Below are 26,648 nucleotides of genomic sequence, written 5' to 3'. Positions count from 1 at the left end.
CTAACAGTCAATCACGGCTGCAGATTCTGGCTCAAGAACTTGTCCACCGTGGCCTTGCCATCAGCTGGATCCCCCGCCACCTGCCACAGCCGCCGCTCGATCCCCTGCGCCAGCAAGTGCCCCACCGCCGCTTCGATCGCCGACAGCACGCACAGCTGCGCCGGTTCATTGGTGGTATACCCCACCTCGGCTTCCAGCAGCTTCTTGAACTCGATGAACTTGAACACCCCGGCACTGCGCCCTACCGAATAGATGGTCTTGCTGGTCATCACGTTGGCCAGCACCTGCCCGGTGCGCACGTCCACGGCGCGCAGGTTGACGGTGACCTGGTCCACCCGGTACTCGCGGGAGATGTCGATCCCCAGGTAGCGGGCACCTTCGCCACCGCTGCGCACGTTGGTGTCGTAGGCGATGATGCCGCCTTCGAGCATCAGGTTGGCGGCCTGCAACGGTGGCAGCTCGCCCATGATGTTTTCCGCCACATCCGGCTTTTTCTGCGATGCACGGATGATCTTGCGCTCGGTCAGCAGGTTCTGCAGCCCTTCACGCTCCAGCACCACGAACCAGCCGCTGGCACTCAGGGCATCCATCAACATGCTGGCCGCGCCCTGGGTGACGCTGGTGGAGAACGAGCTGGCCGGGTTGGGCTTGTACTGCCCGGTCTGGTCGCGGAAGCCGTACACCACGGCCATCAGCCGGCCTTTGGGGCGTGGCATGTTGATCAGGTCGTAGTAGGTCGAGGCCCTTGGGGTCAGGGTCGGGGTTTCCGAGTCCTGTTCAGCGGGCATCGGTACGCGCAGGCCACAACCTTGCAGGCCCAGGGCGGTGAGGATCAGCAGCGTGCTCAGCAGACGTTTCATGGTGTTCTCTCCCCAACATAAAAGCCCTTCCCTCTCAGGGGTTCAGGCCGCTGACCTCAATGATCGAAATTTCTCCTGTGGCACGATCGGTGACCTTGATGCTCAAGGCCCCGGAATCGTCGATGACGTCAATGAGAAACGCATCGGTCGCCATGCTGCCGGTGTTGCCGTTGCTGATGTTGTCCAGCAACTGCGACAACATCCGCGACTCCAGCTGGTTGCTGAAGCGCTCAAGGGCTGTGATGCCGGTAAAGGCCGAGGCACGGTCCTTGAGGTCCGGGTCGTCGTAGTCGTTCTGCGCCTGGGCGTTGTTCAACAGCCAAGTGCCGTTCAACGGGTTACCGCCAAAGGCCGGGTTGACCGGGGTGTACACCAGCTCGGTGGCCTGGGCAGCACAGGCGCTGGCCAGCAGGCAGGCGGCAATGCAACGTGGAATGCGGTGGTTCATAGCTCGTCCCTCTCCAAGTCGGTGGTGTCCTGTAGCAGGCGCTGCAGCTTGCGTTGAATGATCTGCTGCTTGACCAGGTCGGCGGCGGCGACGGCCTCGTCTTTGAGCTCGGTGGTGTTCGGTGGCAGGAACCGGCGATACACCACTTCACGCTCGAACTCCACCGTCACCAGGCTGCCCCAGCGGGCATCGGGGCGTTCGCGTACCACCAGGTTGAAGTCGAGACGGCTGGTGGCGCGCAGGCGGTCGGCGAAGTAGTAGTAAAACTCGTGGCCGATGTGCGAGATGGTGTTATCGACGATAAAGCCCTGCATCTCGTCTTCGGCACCCGCCTTGGCGCAGGTGGCCACCCCTGCCATCAGCAGCAGGCTCAGGCACAGCGCAGCCAGGCGCTTCATGGCGTGTCTCCCGGGCCCGCATTCGTCTGCACACCGCGTGCACTTTCGGTAAAGGCCTGCTCGGCGACGAACTGCCAGTCGCTGTAGTGTTCCAGCCCCTCGAAACCGCTCCATTCGGCGCTGAAGCCACTGCGCTTGAAAGGGGTAGCGTCCGAGCGGCTGTAGACGCCAGTGATACGGCCGTCGATCGAGCGCAGCAGGCCCCACTCGTCGCTGTTGCTGATCGGGTCAGGGTAGAGCCTGCGGATGTGCCGTTTGGCCTGCGGGAAGCGGTTGTCCTGCAGCAAGTCGGCCAGATCCTGGGGGTACTGGGCCAGCCCTGGCGAGGCGCGGTAGTAGCTGCGCAAGGCCTGGGCATACTGGCCGCCGACCCACAGCAACTGGCGTTCGCGGTCGCGCTGGGCGGCGCTCGCCCAGATCGTGCCGGTGGCGGCCAGGGCCACGCTGCTGACCGCAATCAGCAGCAGCACACCGAGGTAGGTGAAGCCGTCATTGGCCTTACCATTCAGCGAAGAGGCTGCCATCACGCGCCCTCCCTGTGGCACCGCTCTTGATATCGGCCACACCGCCGGCCACGCCCTCGGGCGGTGGCACCAACTGCCAGGCATCGCTGCGCTCGGTGATCGGGTCGACCGGCGTGTTGCGCAGGTAACGTTGTTCCACCAGTTGTTCCAGTGAATCGGGGTAGTGGCCGGTATCACCGTAGTAGTGGTCCAGCGCCTCGCGCAGCACTGCCAGGCTTTGACGCAGGGTGGCCTCGCGCGAGCTTTCCAGGCTGTTGAAGTAGCGCGGCATGGCGATGGTCATCAGCGTGGCGATGATCGCCATCACCACCAGCAGTTCGATCAGGGTGAAGCCTTTGCTGCGTTTCATGGCTGTCACCATTGGCCGTAAGGGATGTTGTTCAGGCCTTTGCCGCGGGCCCTGGAATACACGTCGAACACGTCTTCGCCTTCGCGCGGGTTGTCTGGGCTGCTGTCGTAGGCGCGCAGGCCCCAGCCGCCTTCGTCTTCATCCTTTGCCGCCACCAGCGGGTCGTGCGGGATGCGCCGCAGGAAGTAGAACTTGGCGCCCTTGGCACTGCGCACATCACGCACGCCCTCTACCAGCACCTGCAGGTTCGGCGGATAGCCGCTGGCATCCAGGCGTTTCTCGATGTAGCCGGCGTCAAAGGCACGCTTGTAGGCATCGATGGCGTCGCGAATCTGATACAGCGCCTCGCGCAGTTGCTGCTCCTTGCCGCGGCGTACCACGGTTTCGGTCAGCGGCGCGGCCATGCTGGCGAGCAGCCCGAGCAGTGCCAGGGTCAGCACCACCTCGATCAGGCTGAAGCCGTGCATGCGGCGCCGGGTGTTCATGGCCGTGGGCTCACGTTGGTCGGGACGACCGCCATCTGGCTGTCCACGACCGGTGCATCAGTGGCCGGCGCGTTACCGGGCATGTCCATCGGCGGCAGTGGCGCCATCTGGCGCACCTGCATGGCCGACTCGGTGCCCGTGGAGAACTCCATTTCCGACGGGCTCTGGTACGGCAGGTTGCGCACGATGCGCGGGGTGATCGCCAGCACCAGCTCACTCTTGCTCATGTCGTCCTTGTTGCTGCCGAACAGCCGGCCCAGGCCCGGGATGTCGCCAAGGCCGGGGATCTTGTTGCCGCTGGCGTTGTGGTCGTTGCGCACCAGGCCGGCCAGCACCTGGGTTTCGCCATCATGCAGGCGCAGGCTGGTCTGCGCGTTGCGGGTGTCGACCTGAACCGGAATGGTGCCCTGGCGCGTGGCTTCCAGTGGCGTGGCATTACTCACCTCAAGCGCCACCTTGATCGCCACTTCGTTGTTCAGGTGCACGGTGGGCTGCACTTCAAGCTTCAGACCGACGTCCAGATAGGTGACGCTCTCGGTAATGACCGGGCCTTGGGTTGACGGCACCGAGGTGGCGCTGATGATCGGTACCCGCTGGCCGATGTGGATGCGCGCCTGTTCGCGGTTGCTGACGCGGATCACCGGGCTGGCCAGGGTGTTGATGTCTTTGTCCTGGGCGTTGATCTTGGCCTGCGGCGACGGCGAAATGCTGATGCGGCCGGAGTCGATGCCCCTCAGTTGGTCAAGCACACTGACCGGTTTGCCGTCGTTGCTCAGCACGCCGAAGGTGTTGGGCCATTGCAGGCCGAGGTCAAGGATGCGCGAGGTGGCGACTTCCATCACCTCCACCTCCAGCACCACCTCGGGGTTGGACTGGTCCTGCGATTGCAGCAGCTTCTCGGCCATGCGCACGGCGTCCGGGGTGTCACGCATGGTCAGGGTGTTGAGGCGCTCGTCAACGAACACGTCGCGGGTCTTGAGCATGGTCTTGACCATGTTCAGCGCGGTGTTGGCATCGATGCTGGTCAGGTAGAAGGTGCGCATGACCAGTTCCTGGTAGTCCTTGGTCTTCTGCGGCGAGTCGGGGTAGACCATCACGGTGTTGTCGTTGACGATCTTCTGGCGCAGCTGGTTTTGTTCCAGCAGCAGCGCTATCGCGTCCTCGATGCGCACCTCGCGCACGAAGATGGTGGCCTTCATGTCCGGGCGCAGGTCCTTGTCGAAGATGAAGTTGATGCCGGCCACCTGCGACAGCACTTCGAAGATGGTCTTCAGGTTGGCATCGCGAAACTCCAGGGTGACCGGCCGCTCGAGCTTGCTGCGCAATTGCGGGTACGGCTGCGCAGTGCGTGCCTGCACGTTTTCGATGTCGCTGCGCAGGGTCATGCCCTTCTGGTTCTGCGGGTCCAGACGCAAGACTTCGCGCATGTAGCGTTCGGCACCGAACAGGTCGCCCTGGCGCAGTGCCGCCTGGCCAAGCGCGACGCGTTCGTCCAGGGTGCGGATCAGCTCCAGTTGGCGAATGCCTTCCTGGGCACGGCGGTTGTTCGGCTCCAGGGTGAGCACCCGGCCATAGCCCATGCGGGCGTTGGCGAAGTCGTGGCGGACACGGTCGCTGTCGGCCTGGGTAATCAGGGCCTCGACAGCCGCCTGGCGGCTGTGGGCCAGGGCGATGTTCAGCTCTGTGTCACGCGGGTCGTCGCGCAACGCCTCTTCCAGGCGGGCGATGCCGGCTTCGTACTGGCCCTCCTTCATCAATTGATCGCTGTCCTTGCGTACCGCGCTGGAGCCGCAACCGGCAATGGCCACGCACAGCGCAACGAGCAGAAACGGAGCAGGCTTGCACAGCTTTGACGACTTCATGGTGCGCTCCCGACAGACAAGGTCTGCGACTGGTGCAAAGGCAGGTAGACCAGGTTCAGCTCGCTGGCCGATACCCGATCGAGGCGATAGGTGTCTTCGATCACGTCGCCTTGGCGCACGACGTAGAGTTTTTCGCCGCTCTGCAGGAAGACCTGCAGGTCGTCGCGGTCACCCATGCGGCCGATGAATTCAAATGGCAAGGCTGGGGCGGTCGGAGCGGGTGCCAGTACTGGCGCGGCGACCACGGGCTGTTCGATGACCGTGGCCAGGGCTTTGGGTTGGGTCCATTGCTGGGTTGGGAACAGGTCGCGGGAGGCCTGCTCCGGCCCTTTCGCGGGCAAGCCCGCCCCTACGATGGGCGCAGCGCTTTCTGTTGCAGGAGCGGGTTTACCCGCGAAGGCCGCGACGCCATCGTCCTGGCCAAACCAATGGTCCGGCGCCCAGGCCAGTGCCGCGCTAACGCCGAGGAAGCCGGCCCAGATGACTGCACGTTGTGTGTTCATCACGACCTCGACAGGTAAAGGGTCATGCGCAGGCGGGCATTGAGCTCGCTGTCGCCGATGCGTTTGCGTTGCAGCTCAAGGTCTTCCAGCACCAGGGTCGGCAGTTGCTTGAGCAGGCCTTTGATAAAGCCGCGAATCTGCGGGTAGCTGCCGCGCACAGGCAGCACGATCTGGTAGCGGGCCAGCTCGGTCTTGGGGTCGATGCCCAACGCGTATTCACCACGGGCCAAGCTGATGCGCTCGGCGCTGGCCAGGCGGTACAGACGCTCGATCAGTTCGCTGGCCTGGGGCTGCCCGGGCAGTTGCTGTCGCAGGCTGTCGAGGGCCTGCTGCTCGGGCTGGGTCGCAATCTTCAGCTCACCCCGCTTGACACGCCCTACCTGTACGCTGGCCTGCGCTTCGGTGGCGCGTAGTTCGCGTACGCTTTGCCATTGCGGCAGCACGCCGGCACACCCCACGCCAATGGCGAGCAGGCCTACGGCTACGGCAGCCAGGCCTACCGGGCCGACAATGCGCAGGCGCTCCTGGAGGATCAGGCTGCTGAACGATTCAAGGGCGCGCATGGCCGGTCTCCCAGGTGGCGGTGAGGGTGAAGCGCACCGGGTGCTCGGGCCGCGCAGCGAGCACCTCGTGGTTGAGCAGCGACACGTCGCTGAGCTCGTGGCTGGCTTCCAGCCGCTGGTGGTACTGCAGCATCGCCTCGAGGTTGCGCGCCTCGGCAGTGATGCGCACCTGGCCCTTGCGTGCATCCGGCGTCAGACCGAGCAGCGCGACGTCGTCCTGCGGCATGGCTTCAAGCATGGCGAACAGCTGCTGCCAGGGGCGTTGCAGTTGCTGCGACACACTGCGCATTTGTGCCAGGCGCTCAGCCTGCTCCCGGCTGGCGGCGCTGTTCCTGGGTTCGGTGCTGGCCGGGCGGCGGCCCAGTTGCAGTTCCAGGCTATGGACGCTGGCTTCCAGCGCCACTTGCTCGGTCTGCAAGCGTTGCTGCAGCAGCACCAGGCCGGCGACCATGGCGCTGGCAAGGACGAGCAGCGACCAAACCAGCGGGCCGCTGCGTCGTGGCTGAAATTCCAGGTCGAGGCGGCGCATGTCAGGCCACCGCCCGCCACATGGCGCACAGCGGGTCGGCTTCGCCGGCCGGCTGGCACAGTTGCACGGCCGCCAGTTGCGGCACGTCGCAGCGGCCCGGGGCATGCAGGTACACCCGTGGCAGGTGCTCGCCGTACAGCTCACAGGTACGCTCGATCAATGCTTGCAAGGCCTGGTCGCTGTCAGCGCAGCCTTGTGCCAGCACTTGCTGCCAGGCACCGCCGGCGGCCAGCAGCAATACACTGCGGCGCGGCTCGGCCAGCACGAACAGGAAGTCACCCTGCTCCAGCTGTGACCAGCAGCGGTTGTAGGCAGCCATCAGGTATGGTTGCACCGAGCGCAGGCTCAGGCGGCTTTCCTGGCCCAGTGCCTGCAGCCGCTGCAGCAAGGCTTCGGGCAGCGCCGTGGCGATGCGGGCGGCACCGGCAGGCTCCGGTGACAGCACGATGCGCCAGTCGTCCAACGGCTGCCCGTAGAGGTTTTCGAAGCAAGCGCGGGCATAGGCGTCCAGCTCGCGAGGGTGGCCGATGGCGTCACTCCAGGGCACCAGGCAGAAACGGCTGTAGCGGGCGGACAGCAGCACCCGCAACTGCGCACCCCGCACCGCATGCTCGGCCAGCAGCGCGGCCAGCCCATCGACGGCAGCATCCCAGGCCGGTTGGGTGGCGTCGCTGCTGAACGCGCGGCTGCCCAGCCATTGGTGGTGGTTCTTGTGCCAGCGACCCAGGCCGACACCCTCGGCGCCCAATACGGCGCAGTAACGGTCAGATGAATGTGACACGGTTGATCTCCTCAAGGGTGGTGCGGCCATCGCGGACCAGGTCCAGGGCCGAGGCCCGCAGCAGGCGCAGGCCGCGCTGACAGGCAAGCGTCTTGATCTGCGCCAGCGGGCGGCGCTCCACGATCATTTGCCGCAGGTCATCATCCAGGTGCAGCAGTTCGGCAATCGCACTGCGGCCGCGGTAACCACTGCCACGGCAATGGCCGCAGCCCTTGACGCGGACGAACGTCCAGCCGGCCACCCCCTCGCGGGTCAGGCCTGAGCCATACAGGGTGTCGTCATCGTGTTCACAGGGCGTGGCGCAGTGCGGGCAGGCCAGGCGAATCAGGCGCTGGGCCAGCACCGCGTTGAGCGCGGAAACGAAGCTGTAGGGGTCGACCTGCATCTGGCTGAAGCGGCCAATCACGTCGAACACGTTGTTGGCGTGGATGGTGGTGAACACCAGGTGGCCAGTGAGCGCAGATTGCACGGCAATCTGGGCGGTGTCAGGGTCACGGATTTCGCCGACCAGGATCTTGTCCGGGTCGTGACGCAGGATCGAGCGCAGGCCGCGGGCGAAGGTCAGGCCCTTCTTCTCGTTGACCGGGATCTGCAGGACGCCGGGCAGTTGATACTCGACCGGGTCCTCGATGGTGATGATCTTGTCCATGCCATGGTTGATCTCGCTGATCATGGCGTACAGGGTGGTGGTCTTGCCGCTGCCTGTAGGGCCGGTGACCAGGATCATGCCGTAGGGTTCTGCCGCCAACCGACGCAGGGCGCGCAAGGTCTCGTCGGCAAAGCCCAAGGCTTGCAGTTGCACGCCACTGACCCGGTCGGACAAGTCCTGCTTGTCGAGCACCCGCAGCACGGCATCTTCACCGAAGATGCTAGGCATGATCGACACCCGGAAGTCGATTTGACGGTCGCCCACGGCCACCTTGAAGCGGCCGTCCTGGGGCACGCGTTTTTCGCCGATGTCCAGCTCGGCCATGACCTTGATGCGTGAGATCACCTGGTCGGCGAAGGCGCTGCCACTGGCCTTGCCTGCACCGTTGAGCACGCCGTCGATGCGGTACTTGATGGTCAGGCCCTGGCCGGTCATGCCCAGGTGGATGTCGCTGGCGTGCAGCTTGAGGGCGTCGTACAGGGTGGAGTTGACCAGCTTGACCACGCGGCTCTGATCTTCGCTGATACTGGCCAGCGACAGGCGTTGCAGCGGGTCGCTTTCGCTGCTGGCTTCAGCGTCGTGGTCAAGGGCATCGACAGCGTGGAAGCTTTCTTCATGACGGGCCAGGAAGGTGGCCAGGTCGGCGGCGTGGGCCAGGTAAAGCGGCGCGCCTTGCAGTACGTCGTCGATCCAGGCCAGGCGAGCGGGATCGAAGGGGTCGGCGAACACGCCCAGCAACTGGCCGCCCTCTTCGATCAGCACACATTCGCGCTTGAGGCACTGGGCCAAGGCCACCTTGTCGAAGCGTGGGGTGCTGGCCAGCAGGCTGTGGCTGTCGAGTACCGGGTAATGCAGGGTCAGGCCAAGGCGCCGGGTGAAGGTGTCGGGGGTGTCGCAGGCCAGGCGTTCCAGGCAGTCGAGCAGGCGCTCGTCAGTGGCTTGCAGACGGGCCTGGGCCAGCAGTTCGCGGGGGTAGGCGGAAATTTTTGCTGGGTTCTTCGCGGGCATGCCCGCTCCCACAGGTACATCACAGGTCTGTGGGCTGCATACATCCTGTGGGAGCGGGCATGCCCGCGAAGACATCGGTGCAGGCTTTGCAGATTCCGGGGTTGCATCGAATGCTTCTGGCATGGCCTGCGACTCCGCTCAGGGGCGCGTCGCAGGCTGGCTCGGCCAGGGGTGCGGGCGCCGCTATTCCCCTGTGAGCAGTTGATCGTCGTCGGGCTCCGGTGGCTTGGCGCCATTACGGCGGCGGTCGGCCAGCACCCAGCTTCCATCGTACAACTGCAGGGGGAACGATTCGTTCCTGTTCTGGCGTCGTTCGACGAACCCTTCGGCCGGATTGTCCGTAGCCCTGCGCCGGCGCTCGATGCCCAGTAGGTCGAAGATCGCACGCGCCAGTTCCATCAGTGGGAACGGCTTGAACAGGACGTGACTCACACCGAGTTCGGCGGCCCGCTCACGCACCTCGACGGTGGGGTGGGCGGTGATCAGCACGAAGTGGCATTGCCTGTTCTTGCGTACAGCCTCCAGCACCTGAAAACCTTCCATGTCGGGCAGGCGGTAATCCAGCACAACTACTTGCGGTGCCAGGCTTTCAGCCTGTTCGATACCACTGGCACCGTCGTGGGCAACATGAACTTCCAGGCCTTGCGCCTGCAGATACGCTTGCAGGTTCTGCGCAAGAGTCTGTTCGTCATCGACTACCAATACTCTGTTCACCAAGGTCGACTCCCAAATACTGCCCGGTTCCCCGGTCTGCGAAGTACGCCCTTGTAAAGACTTGAGCAGGCTTCGTGCCAGGCGTGAATAGTCATGTTGCACCACTGTAAGCAACTGATTTTACTAGGGTGCCGGCCAGTAACCGGCATACGCTGAGCAGGCGCACCGCACCCGTTCCCCACAAGCGGGGAAAATGATGGCATATTGCCAAACCTTAATTCCCCAGCATTGGGGCAAGCGCCATCAACGGGCTCAGTCGGCGATTTCCACTTTAGCGGACTCGCGCAAACGTTGGCGCACGGATTGGCGCGCCTGCGCCTCCCGCTGACCGATGAGCGTTGCCCTGGCCAAGGCCAGGCCTTGCTCGCGTATGACCGATGGATTATCACTTTGGTTCTGCGCTCCTTGCAGTCTCTCCTGATTGGCATCATAAAATGCCTCCACTTCGCCCTGGCTCGGCGCGTCGACTGCGCTGAGCAGGGCGTACACTTGCTGTGCCGCCATCTCATGCCGGGTGTATTCAGTGTACTGCGCCCTGTCGAAGCCCGCCTCTGCCAGCCGCCTTTCGAATAGCGCCGGGCTGCCAAATGCCGCTTCGATCTCGCCAACCTGCGCCGACACTTGTTCATCGCTGACAGCAATGCCTTGGCGTTGCGCTTCCTGCCACAACAGCTCCTTGTCGATCAGCTCGTCCAACACTTGGTCGCGCAGGCGTTTGTACAGGCCTGGGTTGCGGATGCTGGTCACCGCCCGACCCTGGGCGTCCAGGTACTCGCTGAAGTAGCGCTCCAGGCGCATCAGCCCGATCTCGACACCATTGACCCGCGCCGCCGGCACATCGGCCCAGCTCGCCCTGGTCAGCACCAGCAACAGGCACAACCATACGATACGCATGACAACCTCCGCTCAAGGGCTGACCGGCACTGGCCGGTAGGGGGTGACCGCAGTAAAGCGCGGCCCGGGCAGGGTCACAGCCACCACGTGGGCACCTGCCATGCCCTGGCGGCGACCAGGGCCAAAGCCCAGTGCCGGGGTCAGGCCGGTGGGCACATCGTGCAGGCCTTCGAGCGCAGCAATCAGTTGCTCGCGGCTGGCATCACGACCAATCTGCTTCAGCGCTTCGCTCAGCAGGCGCAACGCGCACAGCGTATTGACCTGCAATGACGCCTGGCGCGGGTCCAGGCCCTGACGCTGCTGCAGCCCGGTCAGCGCAGCCAGGCCTTGCTCGGTCCAGTCCTCTGGCACGTAGGGATAGGCCAGAAACAGCCGTTGCGACCACTGCGCCGGCAAACGCGCCACAGCGCCGGCTACCTGACTGGAGGCGGCAAACAGGTAAGGCTCGCGGCCGGCCACCTGCAACGCCGTCGCCAACTCGGCAAAGGCCTGGGCGCGGCCAAGAAAGACGATGCCCTGCCCGTCCACGGCCTGGCCGTCGAAAGCCTGGATAGCGGGTGGCGCCCAGCCCTGCTGACGTAAACGCTCGCGTACCTGCTCGGCCAAGGCTGCGTGTTCGTTACCGGCAAACACTACACGTAACTCATCCGGGGCCAGGCCCAGCGCTCCACGGGCATGCTCTGCCAGGCTCAGCAACTGCTCGGGCAAGCCAGGTAGCGGGTCGAAGATCTGTTCGCTACCGCCGCTGCGCGGGGTGCTGCCGACCATCGGCACGTTCTGTGGCGCCAACAAGGTCGTCAGGCGCAGGTCCAGCATGGGCGCCAATGGCGCGATCAGGGCGAACACCCGCTTTTGCTCGAGCAACTGTTGCAGGGCGCGTTCGGCATTGACCGGGTCGGAACCTGGGTCTAGTACGACCAGCTCCAGGCGCCGCCCGTGAATGCCGCCTTGCTGATTGAGTTGATCCACGCCGTCTTCCAGCACGGCACGCACTACCTGCCCGGCTTCGGCCAGCGGACCGCTCGCGGGCAGCAGGGTGCCAAGGCGCAGCACGCCCTCCTCCACACCAGGGTCGCGTTCTTGGGCCAGGCGTTTGAGATAGGCGGTGAGGTTGCGCTGGTCGGCCAAGGTCAGTTCGAAGCGTGGCATGGCCGGGTCCAGGCGATTGCCAGCCGGGTCAATACCCTGCTGGATGGCCCGCGCCAGGCTGCTGTCGGTATAGGCCGGGTAGCGACGGCCGTTGGCCTCGCGCAGGCCCTGGCCGAGTGCCAGGCGTTGCCAGTCGAGGCCGGGGGGGCGCACACCGCCTTCGGCACGGCCACGGCCATCGTTGCCGTGGCAACTGGCGCAGGGCAGCACGCTGGCGGGGACTGTGATGTCGCTGGCGCCCACCCGGGCTTGCAATTGAGCATCGCTACTGGAAACGCCCTCGCGGTAAAGGCGTTTGCCGGCTTGTTCGTGGTCGGTCAGGTTCAGGGCCAAGGCTGAGGTCGAAGATGCCATGCCAAGCGCGCATGTGAGCCAAATCGCAAGCCCTGTGGGAGCGGCCTTGCGTCGCGAAAGGGCTGCGCAGCAGCCCCGGCAGTGGTAGCTCAAGCGCAGAAAGAGGGGAGCGCTGCGCGCTACTTTCGCGACGCAAGGCCGCTCCCACAACAGCTGATGCCACAGACGCCAATTCCCCAGGCGGCCCATGATACTCACCGACCAGCCAGTGGCTGGGTCAGCAGCTGCATGCGCTGGGCAATGGCCGCTGGCGGTGCATCCGGGCGAATCTTGCTCCAGCGTTTACCTGCAACATCACCGGCAATCAGCTGCGTCGAATGCTGCTCGGGACTCGGCAGGAACTGCCCTATACGGCCAAGCACCAAGTCGACGTTGGCCTTGTCGCCGGTCAGGAACAACCAGTTCGGCCCCTCCACCCCCTGCTTGGCGGCGAACGCCTTCAGCACCTCGGGGGTGTCGTTCAGCGGGTCACTGCTGATCGACACGAAGGTCACCTGGCCGGCCAGCGCTGGCCCCATGGCCTCACGCACCTCGCGCAGCTTGCGGGTAATCAGCGGGCAGGCATCGGTGCAGTGGGTGAAGATCACGTTGAGCATCACCACCTTGTCCTTGAGCACGTCACTGTAAAAGCGCAGCTCGCGGCCATTCTGGTCCTTCAACACGGTGTCGGTGAACCACGTCTTGGCGTCGCGGGTACCGCCACCACTGGCCATCGCCTGCGGTGCCGGCTGCGGCTCCGGGGGTTGCGGCGCATGGCCTTCGTGGGCGAACGCCACCGACGTGAGGATCCACAGGCAGCTACCCAGCACCAGCCAGTCGAAAGCACGCATGCCAGCGCGGTGGGCGGTTGCAGTGCTCATGGTTGCACCTCGTGATGGTCGGCGATGGCGGTGCTCTTGGCATGTACCCGGCGCGCACTGAGGCGGTTGATCTCCTCGATCAATACAGCCGGGTCGGTGAAGCCGTAGTAACGCGTCCAGTGCCCGCTACGCCCGTCACCCACCAGTATCAGCGGCGGGTGCTGGCTAAGGTCGGCGTTGAAGCTGCCCAGCCCTTTCAGGGTTTCGGTGATGGCGTACGGGGTACCGGTCAGCCAGCTCCAGCCCGGTCCTTTCTGGAATGCCTTGGCATAATTTTGCAGGCGCTTGGCGTCGTCACGCTGAGGGTCAACACTGATCGACACCATGCGAATCTCCTCGCCTACCCGGCCGCCCAGTTGCTGCTGGACCTTGCCCATGATCGACGACACCACCGGGCATACCGTGGTGCAACTGGTGTAAATGAAGCCCATGACCACCAGATGGTCATTCACCAGGTCTTTCTCCAGGCGTACCGGCATGCCGTCCTGGTTCAGCAGGGAAACATCGGCAAAGCGCACGCTGGTCTTTTCCTGATGCGCCGCCGGCGGTTGCCCGGCGTGGCCGTCATGGTCGTGACCGGCGTGGGCCATTACCAGGTTGCTGGCAAATGCCAGACTCAAAGCCAACAGTGTGCATGCATGCTTGGCGTTCATCGCACATTCCTCACGTCAGTCTGGGAAGCATTGGTTGCAGCAGCCGGCAGGACGCGCAGGCTGGTGTAGTTTTCTTCGGCAAACTTGCGCCCCAACGAGGGCGACTGCACATGCAGGTACCAGGCACCGGCCTCAGGCAAGTTCAGCGCCGCCTGGTAGACCCCCTCACCCACCTCTTGCAGCTGCAGGTTGCGCGGCATCGACGATGGCGCCAGGAAGTAGCGCAGGCTCAGGTCGTTCAGGCCCAGGCGCGGCTGCCCGTCGTCACCGACAATCCGTACTCGCGCGGTGAAGTCGCTGTGCTGCGGCAGCGGCTGGTCGAGGCCGATGAACTCGGCACGCGCGCCTTTGCGTTCGCTGGTATTGGCCCCTGCGGCCACCTCGGTGCTGAAGCAATGAATGATTTGCGGCTGGTTGAGCAGGAAGGCAACGTCGAACTTGCCGGCAGCGGGCAGCTTCACCGTCGAGCCATACACTCCAGGTGCCACTTCGCGCAGGCTGCGGTCAACGACGAGGGCGGCGCGGGCCTGGTGGCCGCGGTTGTTGTAGCCGGACATCGGCGCATTCATGCCTTCGGTGTAGAAGTAGGTGTTGTTGTCCACCGGGTTGACCACGAACACCGAATTGTCATCACGCGATACCGACAGCCCCTGGGCCAGTGGCAGGTCACCGGCCTGGCGCGGCGCTGCCGGGCCGGCCTCGAAGCTTTGCACGATTGGCGAGCGCCCCTCTCCCAGGCTGGCCAGATTGATCATGCTCACTCTCGGTGAGGCCAGGCCCCGCACATAGGCATAGCCTTTGGTGAACGTCAGCTGGTACGGTTCGGCCGCCACCGGAACGTGGTGGATCAGTTTGTCGGTACTGGCGTCTATGACCAGGGCCTGGTTCTCCGCCGTATTGAGCACGATGCCGTAGCGGCCATCCTGACTGAAGCGCATCGGCCCCAGGCCTTGCTCGGCCTGGACCGTGTGGCGCAACTGGTGGCTGCGGGCATCGAACACCCTTACGCTGCCCTCCTCGCCATCGACCACGTACACGGCCTGGGACAGCGCCGAATAGCTGACCGACAGCGGGTGCGGGCCCACCTTGATGGTCTTGGCCAGGCGCATTTCCGGGATGTCGATGACGCTCAGGGTACCGCTGTCGCGATTGCTGACGTAGGCATAGCGCGAGTCGGCGCTGAAGGCGATTTCGTGGTGCCCGGTACCGGTGTTGAAGTGTTTCAGGACGCTGCGCCCCGGCACGTCGATCACTGTTACCCCGCCTTTGGCCGGGTCGCTGCTGTTGTTGCCGACCCACAGCCGAAGCTGGTCCGGTTGCAGGGCCACGCGCAGCGGCTGGTCACCGGCATCCAGGTCGGCCACGCGGGTGAAGGTCTCGGTATCGATCACCGAAACCTTGCCCCGCTCTGGTATCGACACGAAAACCTGCTTGTCATCGCTGATGGCCGCCCAGTCCATGGGCCGGCCTGGCAGCTCGATGCGGGCCATGGTGCTGGTCACGCCGCCCACCGACACCGTCGGGTCGATCACGGTGAGGCTGGCGTCATTGTTCAACATCAGCAAGAAGTAGCTGTTCAGGTCGAGCAGCGGCCGGGCCCCGATGCTGCTCTTGAGAAACAGCGCAACCCGCGCCTTGCAGCTCTGCTCGCGGTCCCCCGCCGGGGCCGACTGCACAGGGTCGATCCAGGCCCCCGGGGCCATGCCCGACAGCGGTTGACCACTGGTCTGGTCGCTGAGCTTGAAGCGGATGTTGGCGAAATCGCCCTCCTTCAGTTCCCCTCCGGCCAATGGCCGGGCCTCGAACTCCACGGTCACGCCGTCCCGGCTGAGCCGGTGCAAGGCCTGCGGATTGGCCCGTTCCTGCAACAGCTCGCGCGGGTCGCACCATAGCTTTTCGTACGCCACGCCCAGGCCGATCAGCGCTACCCCCAACACTACCCCCAGGTAAGCAGGGCGAGTCTTTTTGTTCATGCTCGCGTTCCCCTTCCGTCACTGCGCCGGGGCCGTTGCCGGCGGCGCTTCGTTGGTCACCCGCAAGATCCCCCACAGCCCCGAAAGGTTGCCGTAGGCGGCATAGTCGCGGAACAGGTAGTCACCCGCCACCGCGTTGGCACCGCCGGCACTCGGCAGCATGAAGCTGAAGTGCGCCGCTGGCAGTACGCTTTCCTGCGCGCCGATGTACATGGCCATCGGGTTGTAGCCAAAGCGCACCGAACCGATACCAGGCATGCTCATCGGGTAACCGTCCGCATCGCTCTTCTCGGCCTGGTAGTTGTGCAGCGGCCATACGTGCCCGTCCAGTTGGTAGACCATGCCGCGGCTGCCACCACTGGGCATCACGATATGGTTGCGCACCGGTTGCCCTGGCTTGGCGTACAGCACCGGGGTTTGCGGGTCGCCACCGACCAGGGCGTTGGCGTAGGCCATGTGGGCGTTGGGTACATCACCAAAGCCCAGGCCATTGGCGCGGCCGAATGGCGAGTCGGGCGCCATGCCGAAGCGCAGCCACAACGGTTCGGTCTTGTAGTTGACAGCCATGTTGCCGTTGTCTTGCGGGTCACCGGCAGCGCCGTTGCCTTCAACATTGATACCTTCTACCGGACGACCGTCGGCCCAGCGCATGTTCAGTGCGCGCTGCCACACCGTGACGAAGTCGCGGTAGTCCGGCTGGCCACTGACCTTCACCGTGGCCTGGGTACGGGTAGCAGTATCCTCGGTCCAGGTGGCGGTTTGCGGCAGGATGCTCATGGCACCCACCAGACCTTTCTGCGGCTGTTTGATGAAGTCTGACGGGGTCAGGTTGAGGCCACCGAACTCGATAGGCGTGGTCTTGATGTTGTCCACTGTGCGGCCCAGTTGCGACACCGGTTTGCCTTCACGCTCCAGGTGGCCGGCGTAGTACTGGTACTCCTTGGTAGGGTAAGCGCCGCTGGTGCCGGCACGCGGAGGCACGGTCTGCACCGGGTTCAGGCCAACGTTGGCACCGTCGGACTTGGTGATGTCGTAGGCCAGCAGCTGCGCATGCAGGCCCACGTGGCTGGACGGCCGCATCAGGTTGTTGGCAAACGCGGTGGAGCCTTCGCTGTCGAAGCGGTCACGCTTGACCACGTTGTGCATCACTGCAGTGCTCGACAGGTCTGGCATCACCAGTGGCAAGCGGTTCTCCAGGGTGATGCTGATGCAGTCGCCGGCATTGGCGCGCAGTACCAGGGGCTCTACCGGGACACCCGGCTTGAGCTTGCCGGTGGTGGCATCGAGGTCAGCCTTGCGCACGTACAGGATCGCGGTCGGGTCATGCAGCGGCGCACTGTGACCACCGATGGTGAAGGTCGCCCCATCTTCAGGGTCTACCCCACTGACCAGCGGGATGGCGGTTTTGCGGCTATTGAACACCAGGGTGCCACCGTCGGCCTTGAGCGCGCCTCCGACATGCTGGCCGATGCCCGCCGGGTCATTGATGCTGACGCCGTTACGGTTTTCAAGGATGTCGTTGGCCAGCGCCGCGACGATCTCGTAGTTGCGCTTGACCGTGGTGCGGGTGCCGATGCCGTTGGGGTTGGCCGTGGTTTTCGGGCAGATGCCGTTGAAGTTCACGGTGTTGCGCATGGCCACCGGCTGCGGGTTGTTGGGCAGCGGGAACAGGTCGGCACGCTGCGCGGTGTAGTTGCGCATGATGCCCCAGATACCGTTCCAGTAGCCTTCCAGGGCGGCGTCCAGCGAGTACAGGTAGTCGCCGTTGGTGGCTGCCGAACTGGAGATCATCGACACCGGCGCCATGAAGCCCAACTGCTCGGAGATGCCGATCATTTGCGACGATTTCCAGCCCGAGTTGGAGCTGTTGCCAAAGCCAGAGCCATTCTGCAGCCATTTCACGCCGTGCAGGGTGACGTTGTGCTCCTCTTCGTGGCCACCGGCGTGCATGCGCAGGCGCACGTTGTCACCGGAATAGGTACGCAGCAATGGGGTGAACGGGTCGCCCGGCTCGGCGCCGGCCGTGTTGATATGTGGCGGGAACAGCGTGGTGCCGCCGGTGGGGCCGACTGCCGAGGTGATCGCCGATGGCGACAGGTTCATCGCCGGGATAGCGCGGTCGGTACGGGTTTGCAGGGCATAGCTGAGGTCGCCGGCCAGGCCGTCGGCCTGCATGCCACGCTTGCCGTCCGGGCCGACCTTGTTCGGGTCGTACACGCGCAGGGCCAGCGGCTCGTTACGGTAGTTGACGACGAACATCCCCGGGTCATCCACCGAGATCGCCTGCGGGCATGGCCGGCTTGGGCAGCCAGGGTTGATCCCACCACGTTCCTCGACGATGGCCTCAAGCAGGCTCGACGCCTTGCCACGCACGGGCGGGTTGATGGCGTAGCGGAAGCTGTCGGCTGTGGCCGGGTACGACTGGGCATTGGGAATGCCGTCCGGCCCTGCGCCTACATACACGCCGGCTTCATAGGCATGCTGGAAGTCGCTGTACTCCAGGAAGAACTCGCGGTAGCTGTCGTTCTTGCCGTCGCCATCGTGGTCGCCGGTCTGGATCACCGCCTGCCACGAGGTCGGGCCGCCGTCCTGGCGCGTGGCCGGGTTGTACAGCTGCTCGCCGGTTTCGGCGTGGTACCAGGTAGAGCCGGCCGGTTCGGCCAGCACGGTGGCATACAGGCCCACTTGCTGGTGGGTCGATGGGCCAAGGTGGTCATGGGTGAAGATGGTGCCCAGGCCGCGGTCGACGTTATGCACGTTCACCAGCGGGTCGGCGAACCAGCGCTGCATGGCTGTACGTGCGCCCAGCCAGTCGGCGCGGCCAAAGCGGCCGAAGTACGGGTGCTGCCTGGCTTCCGGGCAGGCAGCAGTGCCATCGCGGCTATCACCTTCGGTGCAACCGTTATAAGTACGAATGGCATGCACGCGCTCGACAACGCTACCGGGCGAAAGAATGCCGTCCTCGTAGTTCCAGCCGTTGGCCGAACCGTCGGCGGCGGTCAGGTCCCATTTGGGCAGGTGGATGTGCTGGCCGATCACGTCGGTCGGGGTGCGCACCTGGTAATCGTCCATCTCATAGATGTTCGGGATCAGGTTGGTGTGCTGGTACATCGCGCAGTCGAAGGTGTTCATGCGCATCACCAGCGGCTCTGGCGGGCGCTGCTTGGTAATGACCGGCCAGGCGTCCTCCCACAGGGCGATGATGCGTGCCTGCGGGAAGTGGTAGCCCACTTTGTTGTACACCGCGTCGAACTGGATGTTGGCCCCTTTGTAGATGCGTGGGCGGTCGGCAGTGAAGGCCGAGGCGCCACGGAAGTTCACACCCGTCAGGCTCTCTCCACTGTTGAACTCACCGACCCCGGAGGACTGCGTCAGGCGTTTTCCACGGTCATCCATGCAGGGCTCGTAGTACGGCGCACCCGCAGTTGGCAAGGCGCCGTTGGTGCGGAACACCTTGGCCACTGGCTGGTTACCGGGGATCAGTGCATAGCTGGGGTGTTCACCCATGGCGTGGAACTGCATGGCTGCCTGCTCCACATCGGTGCCCTCCTCAGGCAGGTAGATGGGCTTGGCCTTGTGCACGACCTTGGTGAAGTCCAGTTTGGTGGTGGTGGTATCCGCTACGCCACCGGCGGACACACCGTCCAGTGCATGGCGGCCAAGGCCGCCGTCCCAGCCATCGACCTGGTTCGCATCCAGGTTGGCCCACAGGGCTTTACCGCTGTCTTTCAGTTGCCGGGCCAGGGCCGGGTCGAGCATGTCCAGGGGCGGGGTTGGCGGGCGGTTGCCGACGCTGCTTTCCATGCCGCCGATCCAGAACGGGTAGCCTGGGTTTTTCAGCGTGCCGTCGGCATTGCGGTTGGCCTCGGTGCGGTCGACCAGCGCCAGCGAGCCCACGGCCTTGCGCACGGGCGCCTCACTGGCGTAGTCGTCATCATCCTCGTCTTCGTGGTCATCATCGTTGGCGGCAACCAACGCCTCGGAGAGCTTGGGCACGACCACGACTTTGCCGGGCATGGGCGCCATTGCCTTGCCGGGCAACGGCACGATGGCCGGAATAGGCGTACCGGCAATGATCTCGCCATCGGGCAGGGCCCGGGCGCCAACGGCCGGCTTACCGCTGCGCAGGGCGAACGGGGTACTGTGGAAGCCATTCTCGCCCTGCCCGCTTACCTCCAGGCGCGTGCCTTCTTCGAACACGTCATGTACCCGCCACATGGCCCACATGCCCTGGGCGAAGTGCGGGTAGAAGTGACAGTGGTAAATGGCATCACCGGCAACACGGTTGCGGTTGCCCGATCCACCGTTGGCGATTTCGTAGGTGTAGCCGACGCCAGCGCCGATGCCTTGGGCATCGATGTAGTCGGAGTTGTCGTCATTGGGGTTGAACAGCCACTGGTGGCCGTGCAAGTGGAAGATGTGCTGCTCGTGCCCGTTGTGGGTGTTGCGGAACTTGGTGAAGTCACCGATATAGCTGTGGTGCACGTTGGCAGGCTCTGAGGGGTAAAGGGCCATGCTGGCCTTGACCCCGACGGCACTGGCCGGCGGCACTTCGCCCGGGCGGATGTGTTCCAGGCCGACGTTTGCCGGTACATCCACCAGGGTGCCGATATCGCCAACCGTGTGGGCGCTGAGGAAGAACTCTTCATAGGCGCACGACAGGCAATCGTGCATCGGGCCCACCCCCAAGCGGTTGGCCACCACTTCGGCGCCCATGCCACCAGAACCGTAATTGATCATGAACGAATCGCGCGTAGGCTCCAGCACATGGCCCATCACCGGGTCGGCCCAGTAGCCAGGGAAGGCTTGGGTACCGGCAACCTCGTCGGCGAACTGCGAGGCGAAATCACGGAACGCCTCCAGTCGGTTGGGCAGCGCCGGGTTGCGTTTGCCCGTGCTTTCCAGCGGGTAAGTAGAGCTGGGGAAGCTGCCGTCGGGGTTGGGCCCCATGACGATGGCATCGGTCTCGCTGCTGATGATCTCGTTGCCGTTGACCATGGCAATGATCGGCTTGCCGGCCTTGCCTTCGGCGATCCACGGCTCGACCTGCGGATAACGGGCTTCGTAGTCGATCACGGGCTGGCCGGTGGCGGTTCGACCGGTGGTGGCCAGGCGCATTTCTTCTTCAGTGAGGGTATTGCGGTAGGTACGGCCCAGTTTGGGCACCACTACCACCTGGCCGAACAGGCCATTGGAAACGTTGCCCGCCGTGCCCTCGCCGCCGAATGTAGCGGCTTTGCTGGTGGCGGCAAAGGCGCCTTCGCGCTCGGCATACAAGGTGTAGCTGCGGGTGCTGCCGGGGCTGACGAAGAAGTTGCCGTTGCGCCCGGTATAGGCGGAAATATCGGCAATGCTGTTCACCGCCTGCATGCCGTTGACCTGGAAGCCGACCATGCGCTCGGCCACCTGCTCGTCGGCGACAAAGCCTTCGCCGCCTTCGTTTTCAACCTCCGGCCCCTCTTCCTCACCCTCGGGCTCTTCGGCCTCGATGCCGTGCTTGTTGGGGTTCGCCTTGTAATCCAGCAGGTTGGTCAGGTTGACCGTGAGGCAGTCACCGGCCGCCACGCGCAGCACGATAGGCCGCGGGCGCTTGTCCGGGCGCAGGGTGACCTTGCCCGGCACGGCGGCCCCGCCCATGCTCAGCGGGACGAGCTTGTCGTCCACCACATCCTCGCGCAGGGCAAACATCATGCCGTTGGCGTTCTGCGCGCCTAGGCGGTTGAACATCAGTGGCTGATCCAGTGCCACCACGTTGGCGACCAGGGTGCGCTGGCACTGCACAGCCGCCTCGCTGGTTGCTTCCCAGCCAAGCAAGGCCAGTACGAGTGATGACACGATGGGGCCTTTGAGCGGCGTCGACATGCTGCACCTCCGGGACACAGGATCTCTGTGGGGAGCTGGAGCAAGGTGTGTGCCAGAAGAAAAATTTCATATCCGTCAGCAACTTGCGATGTCAACCGAATCAGGTTGGGGAGGATCCCCCAGCGGGTTCCCCCGAATCGGGGGGCGAAATCCCGTGAGGGTAAAGGCTACGCCCCAGGCGCGCGCTGGCCTCGCACAAGGTAAAAACGCACGGTACCCTTGCACAATTGTCGATTGTACAAGGCAAATTCGCATGCCAGGATCCAGCGATCCTCCAGCGAACTCCAGACTTCACTTGGAAAATCAATAACAAAGCAGGGAGAACGCAATGACTGCGCACGCTCATACCCCGGCAGCAACCGACCACGTACTGGCCGAGGTCCGCAACCAGATCGGCCACCTGACCCTGAACCGCCCGGCCGGTCTCAATGCCCTGACCCTGGACATGGTGCGCAGCCTGCGTCAGCACCTGGATCAGTGGGCCGACAACCCGCACGTGCACGCCGTGGTCCTGCGCGGCGAAGGCCCCAAGGGGTTCTGTGCCGGTGGCGACATCCGCTCGTTGTACGACAGCTTCAAGGCCGGCGACACGCTGCATGAAACCTTTTTCGTCGAAGAGTACGCCCTCGACCTGGTCATCCACCGCTACCGCAAGCCAATACTGGTGGTGATGGACGGCTTCACCCTCGGTGGCGGCATGGGCCTGGCCCAGGGCTGCGACCTGCGCGTGGTCACCGAGCGCAGCCGGCTGGGCATGCCCGAGGTCGGCATCGGCTACTTCCCGGACGTAGGCGGTAGCTACTTCCTCTCGCGCATCCCCGGCGAGCTGGGCATCTACCTGGGTGTCAGCGGTGCCCAGATCCAGGCGGCCGACGCCTTGTATTGCGGCCTGGCCGACTGGTACCTGGCCAGCGACCAGCTCGCCGCCCTCGACCAGGGCCTCGACCAGCTCGACTTCAGCGACCACCCGCTGAAGGACCTGCAAAACCTGCTGGCCAGGCTCGGTACCCAGGTACTGGACGATGCGCCACTGGAAAAGTTGCGCCCGGTCATCGACCACTTCTTCGCCCTGCCCGACCTGCCAGCCATCGTCGAGCAACTGCGTGCGGTGAGCCTTGGCGACAGCCACGCCTGGGCGGTGGCCACCGCCGATCAGCTGGAAACACGCTCGCCTCTGGCCATGGCGGTTACGCTGGAGATGCTGCGCCGAGGACGCGAGCTGGGCATTGACGACTGCTTTGCCATGGAACTGCACCTGGACCGCCAGTGGTTCCAGCACGGCGACATTATCGAAGGCGTGCGTGCCCTGATCATCGACAAGGACAAGCAGCCCCGCTGGAACCCGCCGACCCTGGCCGCGCTGCAACGCCAGCGGGTCGAACAATTCTTCGAAGGCCTGTGAGCCCGGGAGTACACAGATGCAAGACCTCGAACTGAGCGAAGAACAGATCATGATCCGCGACATGGCCCGGGACTTTGCCCGTGGCGAAATCGCACCCCATGCCCAGGCCTGGGAAAAGGCCGGCTGGATCGATGATGGCGTGGTGCGCAAGATGGGCGAACTGGGCCTGTTGGGCATGGTGGTGCCCGAAGACTTCGGCGGCAGCTACACCGACTATGTCGCCTACGCCCTGGCAGTAGAAGAGATCGCCGCCGGCTGCGGCGCCACCGGGGCGATGATGAGCATCCACAACTCGGTAGGTTGCGGCCCGCTGCTGGCCTACGGCACCGCCGAACAGCAACAGCAGTGGCTGCCACGCCTGGCCAGTGGCGAGGTGATTGGCTGCTTCTGCCTGACCGAGCCACAGGCCGGCTCCGAGGCGCACAACCTGCGCACCCGCGCCGAGTTGGTGGATGGCCAGTGGGTCATCAACGGTGCCAAGCAGTTCGTCAGCAATGCCCGCCGTGCAGGCCTGGCGATCGTCTTCGCAGTGACCGACCCGGAGCTGGGCAAGAAAGGCCTGTCGGCGTTCCTGGTGCCTACTGACAACCCTGGGTTCAAGGTTGACCGCAGCGAGCACAAGATGGGCATCCGCGCCTCCGACACCTGCGCGGTCACCTTCGACAACTGCCGCATTCCTGCGGCCAATATCCTCGGTGAGCGTGGCAAGGGCCTGGCCATTGCCCTGTCCAACCTCGAAGGCGGCCGTATCGGCATTGCCGCCCAGGCCTTGGGCATCGCCCGCGCCGCATTCGAAGCAGCGCTGGTCTACTCACGTGACCGCATACAGTTTGGCAAGCCGATCAACGAACACCAGAGCATCGCCAACCTGCTGGCCGACATGCAGGTGCAGGTGAACGCCGCACGTTTGCTGATCCTGCATGCCGCCCGCCTGCGCAGCGCCGGCAAGCCGTGCCTGTCGGAAGCGTCACAGGCCAAGCTGTTCGCTTCGGAAATGGCCGAGCGGGTGTGCTCGATGGCAATCCAGGTGCATGGTGGGTACGGTTATCTGGAAGACTACCCGGTGGAGCGCTATTACCGGGATGCGCGGATTACGCAGATCTATGAAGGGTCGAGCGAGATCCAGCGCATGCTGATTGCACGGGAATTGAAAAACTATCCGCTGTAACGCAAAGGCAACGCGGTTCTTGGGGGAGCGGGCGACGCTGTGGCTGGCACCGGCTTTGCCGGTGTTCGCGGGCGCGCCCGCTCCCACAGGAATGTCACCGCGGCAAACTTCTCGCCTCAGCGCCAATACCGCGCATCATCCACCACCCTGGCATGCCCCTCGAACAACGCCGGCAGCTGTTCCTTGAGGTAGTCGATCCAGGTGCGCACCTTGGCGTCCAGGTAGTGGCGTGACGGATACATCGCATACAGCGCACTCTCCCGCAGCCGATACGGTGCCAGCAACCGGCACAAGCGCCCCTGCCCGATCGCCTCGCTGGCGGTGTAGAACGGCAGCAGGCCAATGCCCATGCCCAGCTCGCTGGCCACTAGCATGGCGTCGGCGACGTTGGTAGAGAAACTGTCGTTTGGCGCGATCACGCACTGGTCAACCCCTTGCGGGAACACCCAGTCACCTTCGTACATCGGGTAAGCCATGCGCAGGCAGCGATGGCCGTGCAAGTCTTCCGGGCGCTCCGGTACACCGTGGGTGTCCAGGTAGCCGGGGGCCGCGCAGGGGATACTGAAAATGTTGCCCAGCGGCACAGCGATCAGTTGCGAATCCGGCAGCGCACCGTCCACGGTGATCACCACGTCATGCCCTTCGGCCAGCGGGTCGGGGTTGCGCTGCGACAGCGTCAGCTCGATCACCACCTCCGGGTATAGCGTGTTGTAGCCGGCCACCAGCGGCATCAGCAACAGCCCCATGCCGTGCGGGCAGTGCAAACGCAGATGGCCGCGAGGCGTGAGGTGCGCACCTCGCGCTTCGCCCACGGCTTCTTCGGTCAGCAGCATGATCTGCCGCGCACGCTCCAGAAACCGCTCTCCCGCCTCGCTCATGCGCAGGCGCCGGGTGGTGCGGTGCAGCAGGCGGGTCTGGAGCTGGTTCTCCAGCTCGGCAACGATGCGCGAAACCTGCGCTGCAGAAATATCCAGAGCATTGGCAGCTGCAGCGAAGCTGCCACATTCCACCACCCGGGTGAAGGTACGCATGGCATGCAGCATGTCCATGAAGGGGTGCTCCTTATTGTTGCGTTAAAAGCAGGAATCTATCACGGGTTAGCCCATTTATTGTGGATGACCAATGAATAGATCATTAGCCATCCATTAAAAAAGGAGCCTGTCATGAAACGCTCGATCGCTGTCCTTGCCATTGCCGCTGCCTTCGCCTCGTTCGGTGCTTTTGCCGATGCCGGCAACAACCAGCCCGTCAGCAGCCAATATGAATACGGCATGCCGCTGGACGTGGCCAAGGTCATCTCCATCACCCCGGCCAGTAACGCCGCCGACTGCCAGGTGGGCACCGCACACATGGTGTACGTCGACCATCAGGGCCAGAAGCGCGAAATCGACTACCGGGAAATGGGCAACTGCTCGCAGCAGTGAATCAGGCCAGCACCTGGGTGATCCAGCCCACCTGCTGATTGAAATCGTCGATCTTCGCCTGAGGCACCGCATCGCGGGCCCGCTGGAAATTGGCCAGGGTCTGCTGCTTCTGCCGCAGCATGCGCCGCCACTTGACCACAAACGCCTCGCTTTTCTCCTGCATCAACACGGGGCCGAAGTACAGCTGTTCAGCGCTATACACCCCCCTGCCCGGCTCGGCGACGATGATCTCGTAATCGAAGCGGTTTTCCCGTAACAGCTCTTCGCTGACGATCTGGTAACCATTGCCCGCCAGCCACTGGCGCAGTTCGCGCTCACCGCCATTAGGCTGCAGTACCAGGCGCGTGACGCCGCCAAGGCGCTGCTTGCCGGCCTCGAGGATCTCGCACATGGTGTCGCCGCCCATGCCGCAGATGCTCACCACCGAGATACGGTCTTGCGGCTCGACCGCTGCCAGCCCATCGGCCAGGCGCACGGTGACCCGCTCTTGCAGGCCATTTTTGCGCACATTGCGCTGGGCCGAGGCGAACGGCGTCTGTGCCACCTCACCCGCTACAGCGGCCTCGAGCACGCCACGCAGCATCAAGGCCACCGGCAGGTAGCCGTGGTCCGAGCCAATGTCGGCCAAGCGCGCGCCCTGCGGTACATGGGCGGCCACGCGCTCCAGGCGCCTGGACAAAGTCTGTTCGTTCAACGTAAACCCCTGGTTTTGCAATCGGCCGCGATTCTGACGGCGAACGCCGCGTATTTCAAACACCGAGGCACCCTCGACCGGGCGGATGCGCTCGCGTAGGCTTGCCGTTTTCCTTCCGTTGCAAGGCGAACACACCATGGCAAATGCAGACATCATCTACACCCCGGACCCGGACGCCGAGTCGATTTCCTCCGACGTTGCCGAGTACAACGGCGTACTGGTCACCACGCAAATCCCGACCCACGCCGACGGCAGCCTGGAACTGGGCGGCATCGTCGAGCAGAGCGAATGCACCCTGCAGGCGCTGAAAGTGGCCCTGGAAAAGGCCGGCAGCGGTATGGACCGCGTGCTGCACCTGACCATCTACCTCACCGACATGGCCGACCGCGCGGCGTTCAACGAAGTGTACCAGCGCTTCTTCAGCAAGCCCTGGCCGGTGCGTGCGGCGGTGGGCGTGGCTTCGCTGGCATTTGAAGGCATGCGTGTGGAAGTGACGGCGATGGCTGCCAAGCGCTGAGCTGCGCTTGTTGGGGTGCGCAGCG

General features: G+C 64.4%; 25 protein-coding genes. 4 read left to right on the top strand and 21 right to left on the bottom strand.

Annotation, left to right across the window (positions count from 1 at the left end):
• Window positions 1-11: 11 nt before the first annotated feature.
• The 19 genes from ACYCCG_RS21505 to mnxG form a co-directional block, all read right to left on the bottom strand.
• Window positions 12-860 (bottom strand): CsgG/HfaB family protein, encoded by an 849-nt coding sequence (locus ACYCCG_RS21505; RefSeq protein ID WP_339443862.1) that lies wholly within the window; start codon window positions 858-860, stop codon window positions 12-14.
• A gap of 34 nt (window positions 861-894) precedes the next feature.
• Window positions 895-1,308, bottom strand: a complete 414-nt coding sequence (locus ACYCCG_RS21500) for a curli assembly protein CsgF (RefSeq protein ID WP_459671706.1) — start codon at window positions 1,306-1,308, stop codon at window positions 895-897.
• On the bottom strand, window positions 1,305-1,706 hold the full coding sequence (gene csgE, locus ACYCCG_RS21495) for a curli production assembly/transport protein CsgE (protein WP_209965542.1): 402 nt from the start codon (window positions 1,704-1,706) through the stop codon (window positions 1,305-1,307). The genes ACYCCG_RS21500 and csgE overlap by 4 nt, the downstream gene beginning before the upstream one ends.
• Entirely contained in the window at window positions 1,703-2,230 is a 528-nt protein-coding gene (locus ACYCCG_RS21490; protein ID WP_176683368.1) for a type II secretion system protein, read from the bottom strand. The genes csgE and ACYCCG_RS21490 overlap by 4 nt, the downstream gene beginning before the upstream one ends.
• Window positions 2,205-2,579 (bottom strand): type II secretion system protein, encoded by a 375-nt coding sequence (locus tag ACYCCG_RS21485; RefSeq protein WP_003247965.1) that lies wholly within the window; start codon window positions 2,577-2,579, stop codon window positions 2,205-2,207. Before ACYCCG_RS21485 ends, ACYCCG_RS21490 begins: the two co-directional genes overlap by 26 nt.
• Window positions 2,580-2,584: 5 nt before the next feature.
• A complete protein-coding gene (locus ACYCCG_RS21480; RefSeq protein ID WP_176683367.1) occupies window positions 2,585-3,064 on the bottom strand; it encodes a type II secretion system protein in 480 nt (159 codons plus the stop codon).
• On the bottom strand, window positions 3,061-4,926 hold the full coding sequence (locus ACYCCG_RS21475) for a secretin N-terminal domain-containing protein (protein WP_339443864.1): 1,866 nt from the start codon (window positions 4,924-4,926) through the stop codon (window positions 3,061-3,063). Before ACYCCG_RS21475 ends, ACYCCG_RS21480 begins: the two co-directional genes overlap by 4 nt.
• Window positions 4,923-5,429, bottom strand: a complete 507-nt coding sequence (locus ACYCCG_RS21470) for a hypothetical protein (RefSeq protein WP_176683365.1) — start codon at window positions 5,427-5,429, stop codon at window positions 4,923-4,925. The genes ACYCCG_RS21475 and ACYCCG_RS21470 overlap by 4 nt, the downstream gene beginning before the upstream one ends.
• Window positions 5,429-5,992 (bottom strand): type 4a pilus biogenesis protein PilO, encoded by a 564-nt coding sequence (gene pilO, locus ACYCCG_RS21465; protein WP_176683364.1) that lies wholly within the window; start codon window positions 5,990-5,992, stop codon window positions 5,429-5,431. Before pilO ends, ACYCCG_RS21470 begins: the two co-directional genes overlap by 1 nt.
• A complete protein-coding gene (locus tag ACYCCG_RS21460; protein ID WP_209965536.1) occupies window positions 5,979-6,521 on the bottom strand; it encodes a pilus assembly protein in 543 nt (180 codons plus the stop codon). Before ACYCCG_RS21460 ends, pilO begins: the two co-directional genes overlap by 14 nt.
• Before the next feature lies 1 nt (window position 6,522).
• Window positions 6,523-7,302: a hypothetical protein gene (locus ACYCCG_RS21455; RefSeq protein WP_209965533.1), complete on the bottom strand. Its 780-nt coding sequence runs from the start codon at window positions 7,300-7,302 to the stop codon at window positions 6,523-6,525.
• The gene (locus ACYCCG_RS21450) at window positions 7,286-8,959 is read right to left on the bottom strand and encodes a GspE/PulE family protein (protein ID WP_176683361.1); all 1,674 of its coding nucleotides are present in this window, start codon (window positions 8,957-8,959) and stop codon (window positions 7,286-7,288) included. The genes ACYCCG_RS21455 and ACYCCG_RS21450 overlap by 17 nt, the downstream gene beginning before the upstream one ends.
• A gap of 183 nt (window positions 8,960-9,142) precedes the next feature.
• Window positions 9,143-9,676 (bottom strand): response regulator, encoded by a 534-nt coding sequence (locus ACYCCG_RS21445; protein ID WP_021785608.1) that lies wholly within the window; start codon window positions 9,674-9,676, stop codon window positions 9,143-9,145.
• Between the two features lie 249 nt (window positions 9,677-9,925).
• On the bottom strand, window positions 9,926-10,567 hold the full coding sequence (locus ACYCCG_RS21440; RefSeq protein ID WP_459671701.1) for a SurA N-terminal domain-containing protein: 642 nt from the start codon (window positions 10,565-10,567) through the stop codon (window positions 9,926-9,928).
• A 12-nt stretch (window positions 10,568-10,579) separates the two neighbouring features.
• Window positions 10,580-12,070: an ABC transporter substrate-binding protein gene (locus ACYCCG_RS21435; protein WP_459671699.1), complete on the bottom strand. Its 1,491-nt coding sequence runs from the start codon at window positions 12,068-12,070 to the stop codon at window positions 10,580-10,582.
• A gap of 194 nt (window positions 12,071-12,264) precedes the next feature.
• Window positions 12,265-12,930 carry an SCO family protein gene (locus ACYCCG_RS21430; protein ID WP_176683357.1) on the bottom strand — a complete coding sequence of 222 codons (666 nt, stop codon included), beginning with the start codon at window positions 12,928-12,930 and terminating at the stop codon, window positions 12,265-12,267.
• Window positions 12,927-13,583 (bottom strand): SCO family protein, encoded by a 657-nt coding sequence (locus tag ACYCCG_RS21425; protein ID WP_459671697.1) that lies wholly within the window; start codon window positions 13,581-13,583, stop codon window positions 12,927-12,929. Before ACYCCG_RS21425 ends, ACYCCG_RS21430 begins: the two co-directional genes overlap by 4 nt.
• The gene (locus ACYCCG_RS21420) at window positions 13,580-15,556 is read right to left on the bottom strand and encodes a cytochrome D1 domain-containing protein (protein WP_459671695.1); all 1,977 of its coding nucleotides are present in this window, start codon (window positions 15,554-15,556) and stop codon (window positions 13,580-13,582) included. Before ACYCCG_RS21420 ends, ACYCCG_RS21425 begins: the two co-directional genes overlap by 4 nt.
• Window positions 15,557-15,574: 18 nt before the next feature.
• Entirely contained in the window at window positions 15,575-21,418 is a 5,844-nt protein-coding gene (gene mnxG / locus ACYCCG_RS21415; RefSeq protein WP_459671693.1) for a manganese-oxidizing multicopper oxidase MnxG, read from the bottom strand.
• Window positions 21,419-21,746: 328 nt separating this feature from the next.
• On the opposite strand from mnxG, the gene ACYCCG_RS21410 reads away from it, so the two are divergent.
• Window positions 21,747-22,820, top strand: coding sequence for an enoyl-CoA hydratase/isomerase family protein (locus ACYCCG_RS21410; protein WP_459671691.1), 1,074 nt, complete (start codon window positions 21,747-21,749; stop codon window positions 22,818-22,820).
• 16 nt (window positions 22,821-22,836) lie between these two features.
• Window positions 22,837-23,988: an acyl-CoA dehydrogenase family protein gene (locus tag ACYCCG_RS21405; protein ID WP_014590771.1), complete on the top strand. Its 1,152-nt coding sequence runs from the start codon at window positions 22,837-22,839 to the stop codon at window positions 23,986-23,988.
• Window positions 23,989-24,104: 116 nt separating this feature from the next.
• On the opposite strand, the gene ACYCCG_RS21400 is transcribed toward ACYCCG_RS21405, so the two are convergent.
• Window positions 24,105-25,037: a LysR family transcriptional regulator gene (locus ACYCCG_RS21400; protein ID WP_014590770.1), complete on the bottom strand. Its 933-nt coding sequence runs from the start codon at window positions 25,035-25,037 to the stop codon at window positions 24,105-24,107.
• 114 nt (window positions 25,038-25,151) lie between these two features.
• Between ACYCCG_RS21400 and ACYCCG_RS21395 the strand changes: the two genes are divergently transcribed.
• Complete coding sequence (locus tag ACYCCG_RS21395) at window positions 25,152-25,412, top strand: DUF2790 domain-containing protein (RefSeq protein ID WP_003247932.1); 261 nt, start codon at window positions 25,152-25,154, stop codon at window positions 25,410-25,412.
• Window position 25,413: 1 nt separating this feature from the next.
• Here the strand turns inward: ACYCCG_RS21395 and ACYCCG_RS21390 are convergent, their stop codons facing one another.
• Window positions 25,414-26,106, bottom strand: coding sequence for a tRNA (adenine(22)-N(1))-methyltransferase (locus ACYCCG_RS21390; protein WP_339443877.1), 693 nt, complete (start codon window positions 26,104-26,106; stop codon window positions 25,414-25,416).
• Window positions 26,107-26,242: 136 nt separating this feature from the next.
• On the opposite strand from ACYCCG_RS21390, the gene ACYCCG_RS21385 reads away from it, so the two are divergent.
• Window positions 26,243-26,623: a RidA family protein gene (locus tag ACYCCG_RS21385; RefSeq protein WP_003247927.1), complete on the top strand. Its 381-nt coding sequence runs from the start codon at window positions 26,243-26,245 to the stop codon at window positions 26,621-26,623.
• The last annotated feature ends 25 nt before the right edge of the window (window positions 26,624-26,648 follow it).

This window comes from Pseudomonas sp. VEM90, assembly GCF_054611535.1.
This window is presented reverse-complemented; position numbering and strand designations above follow the sequence as displayed.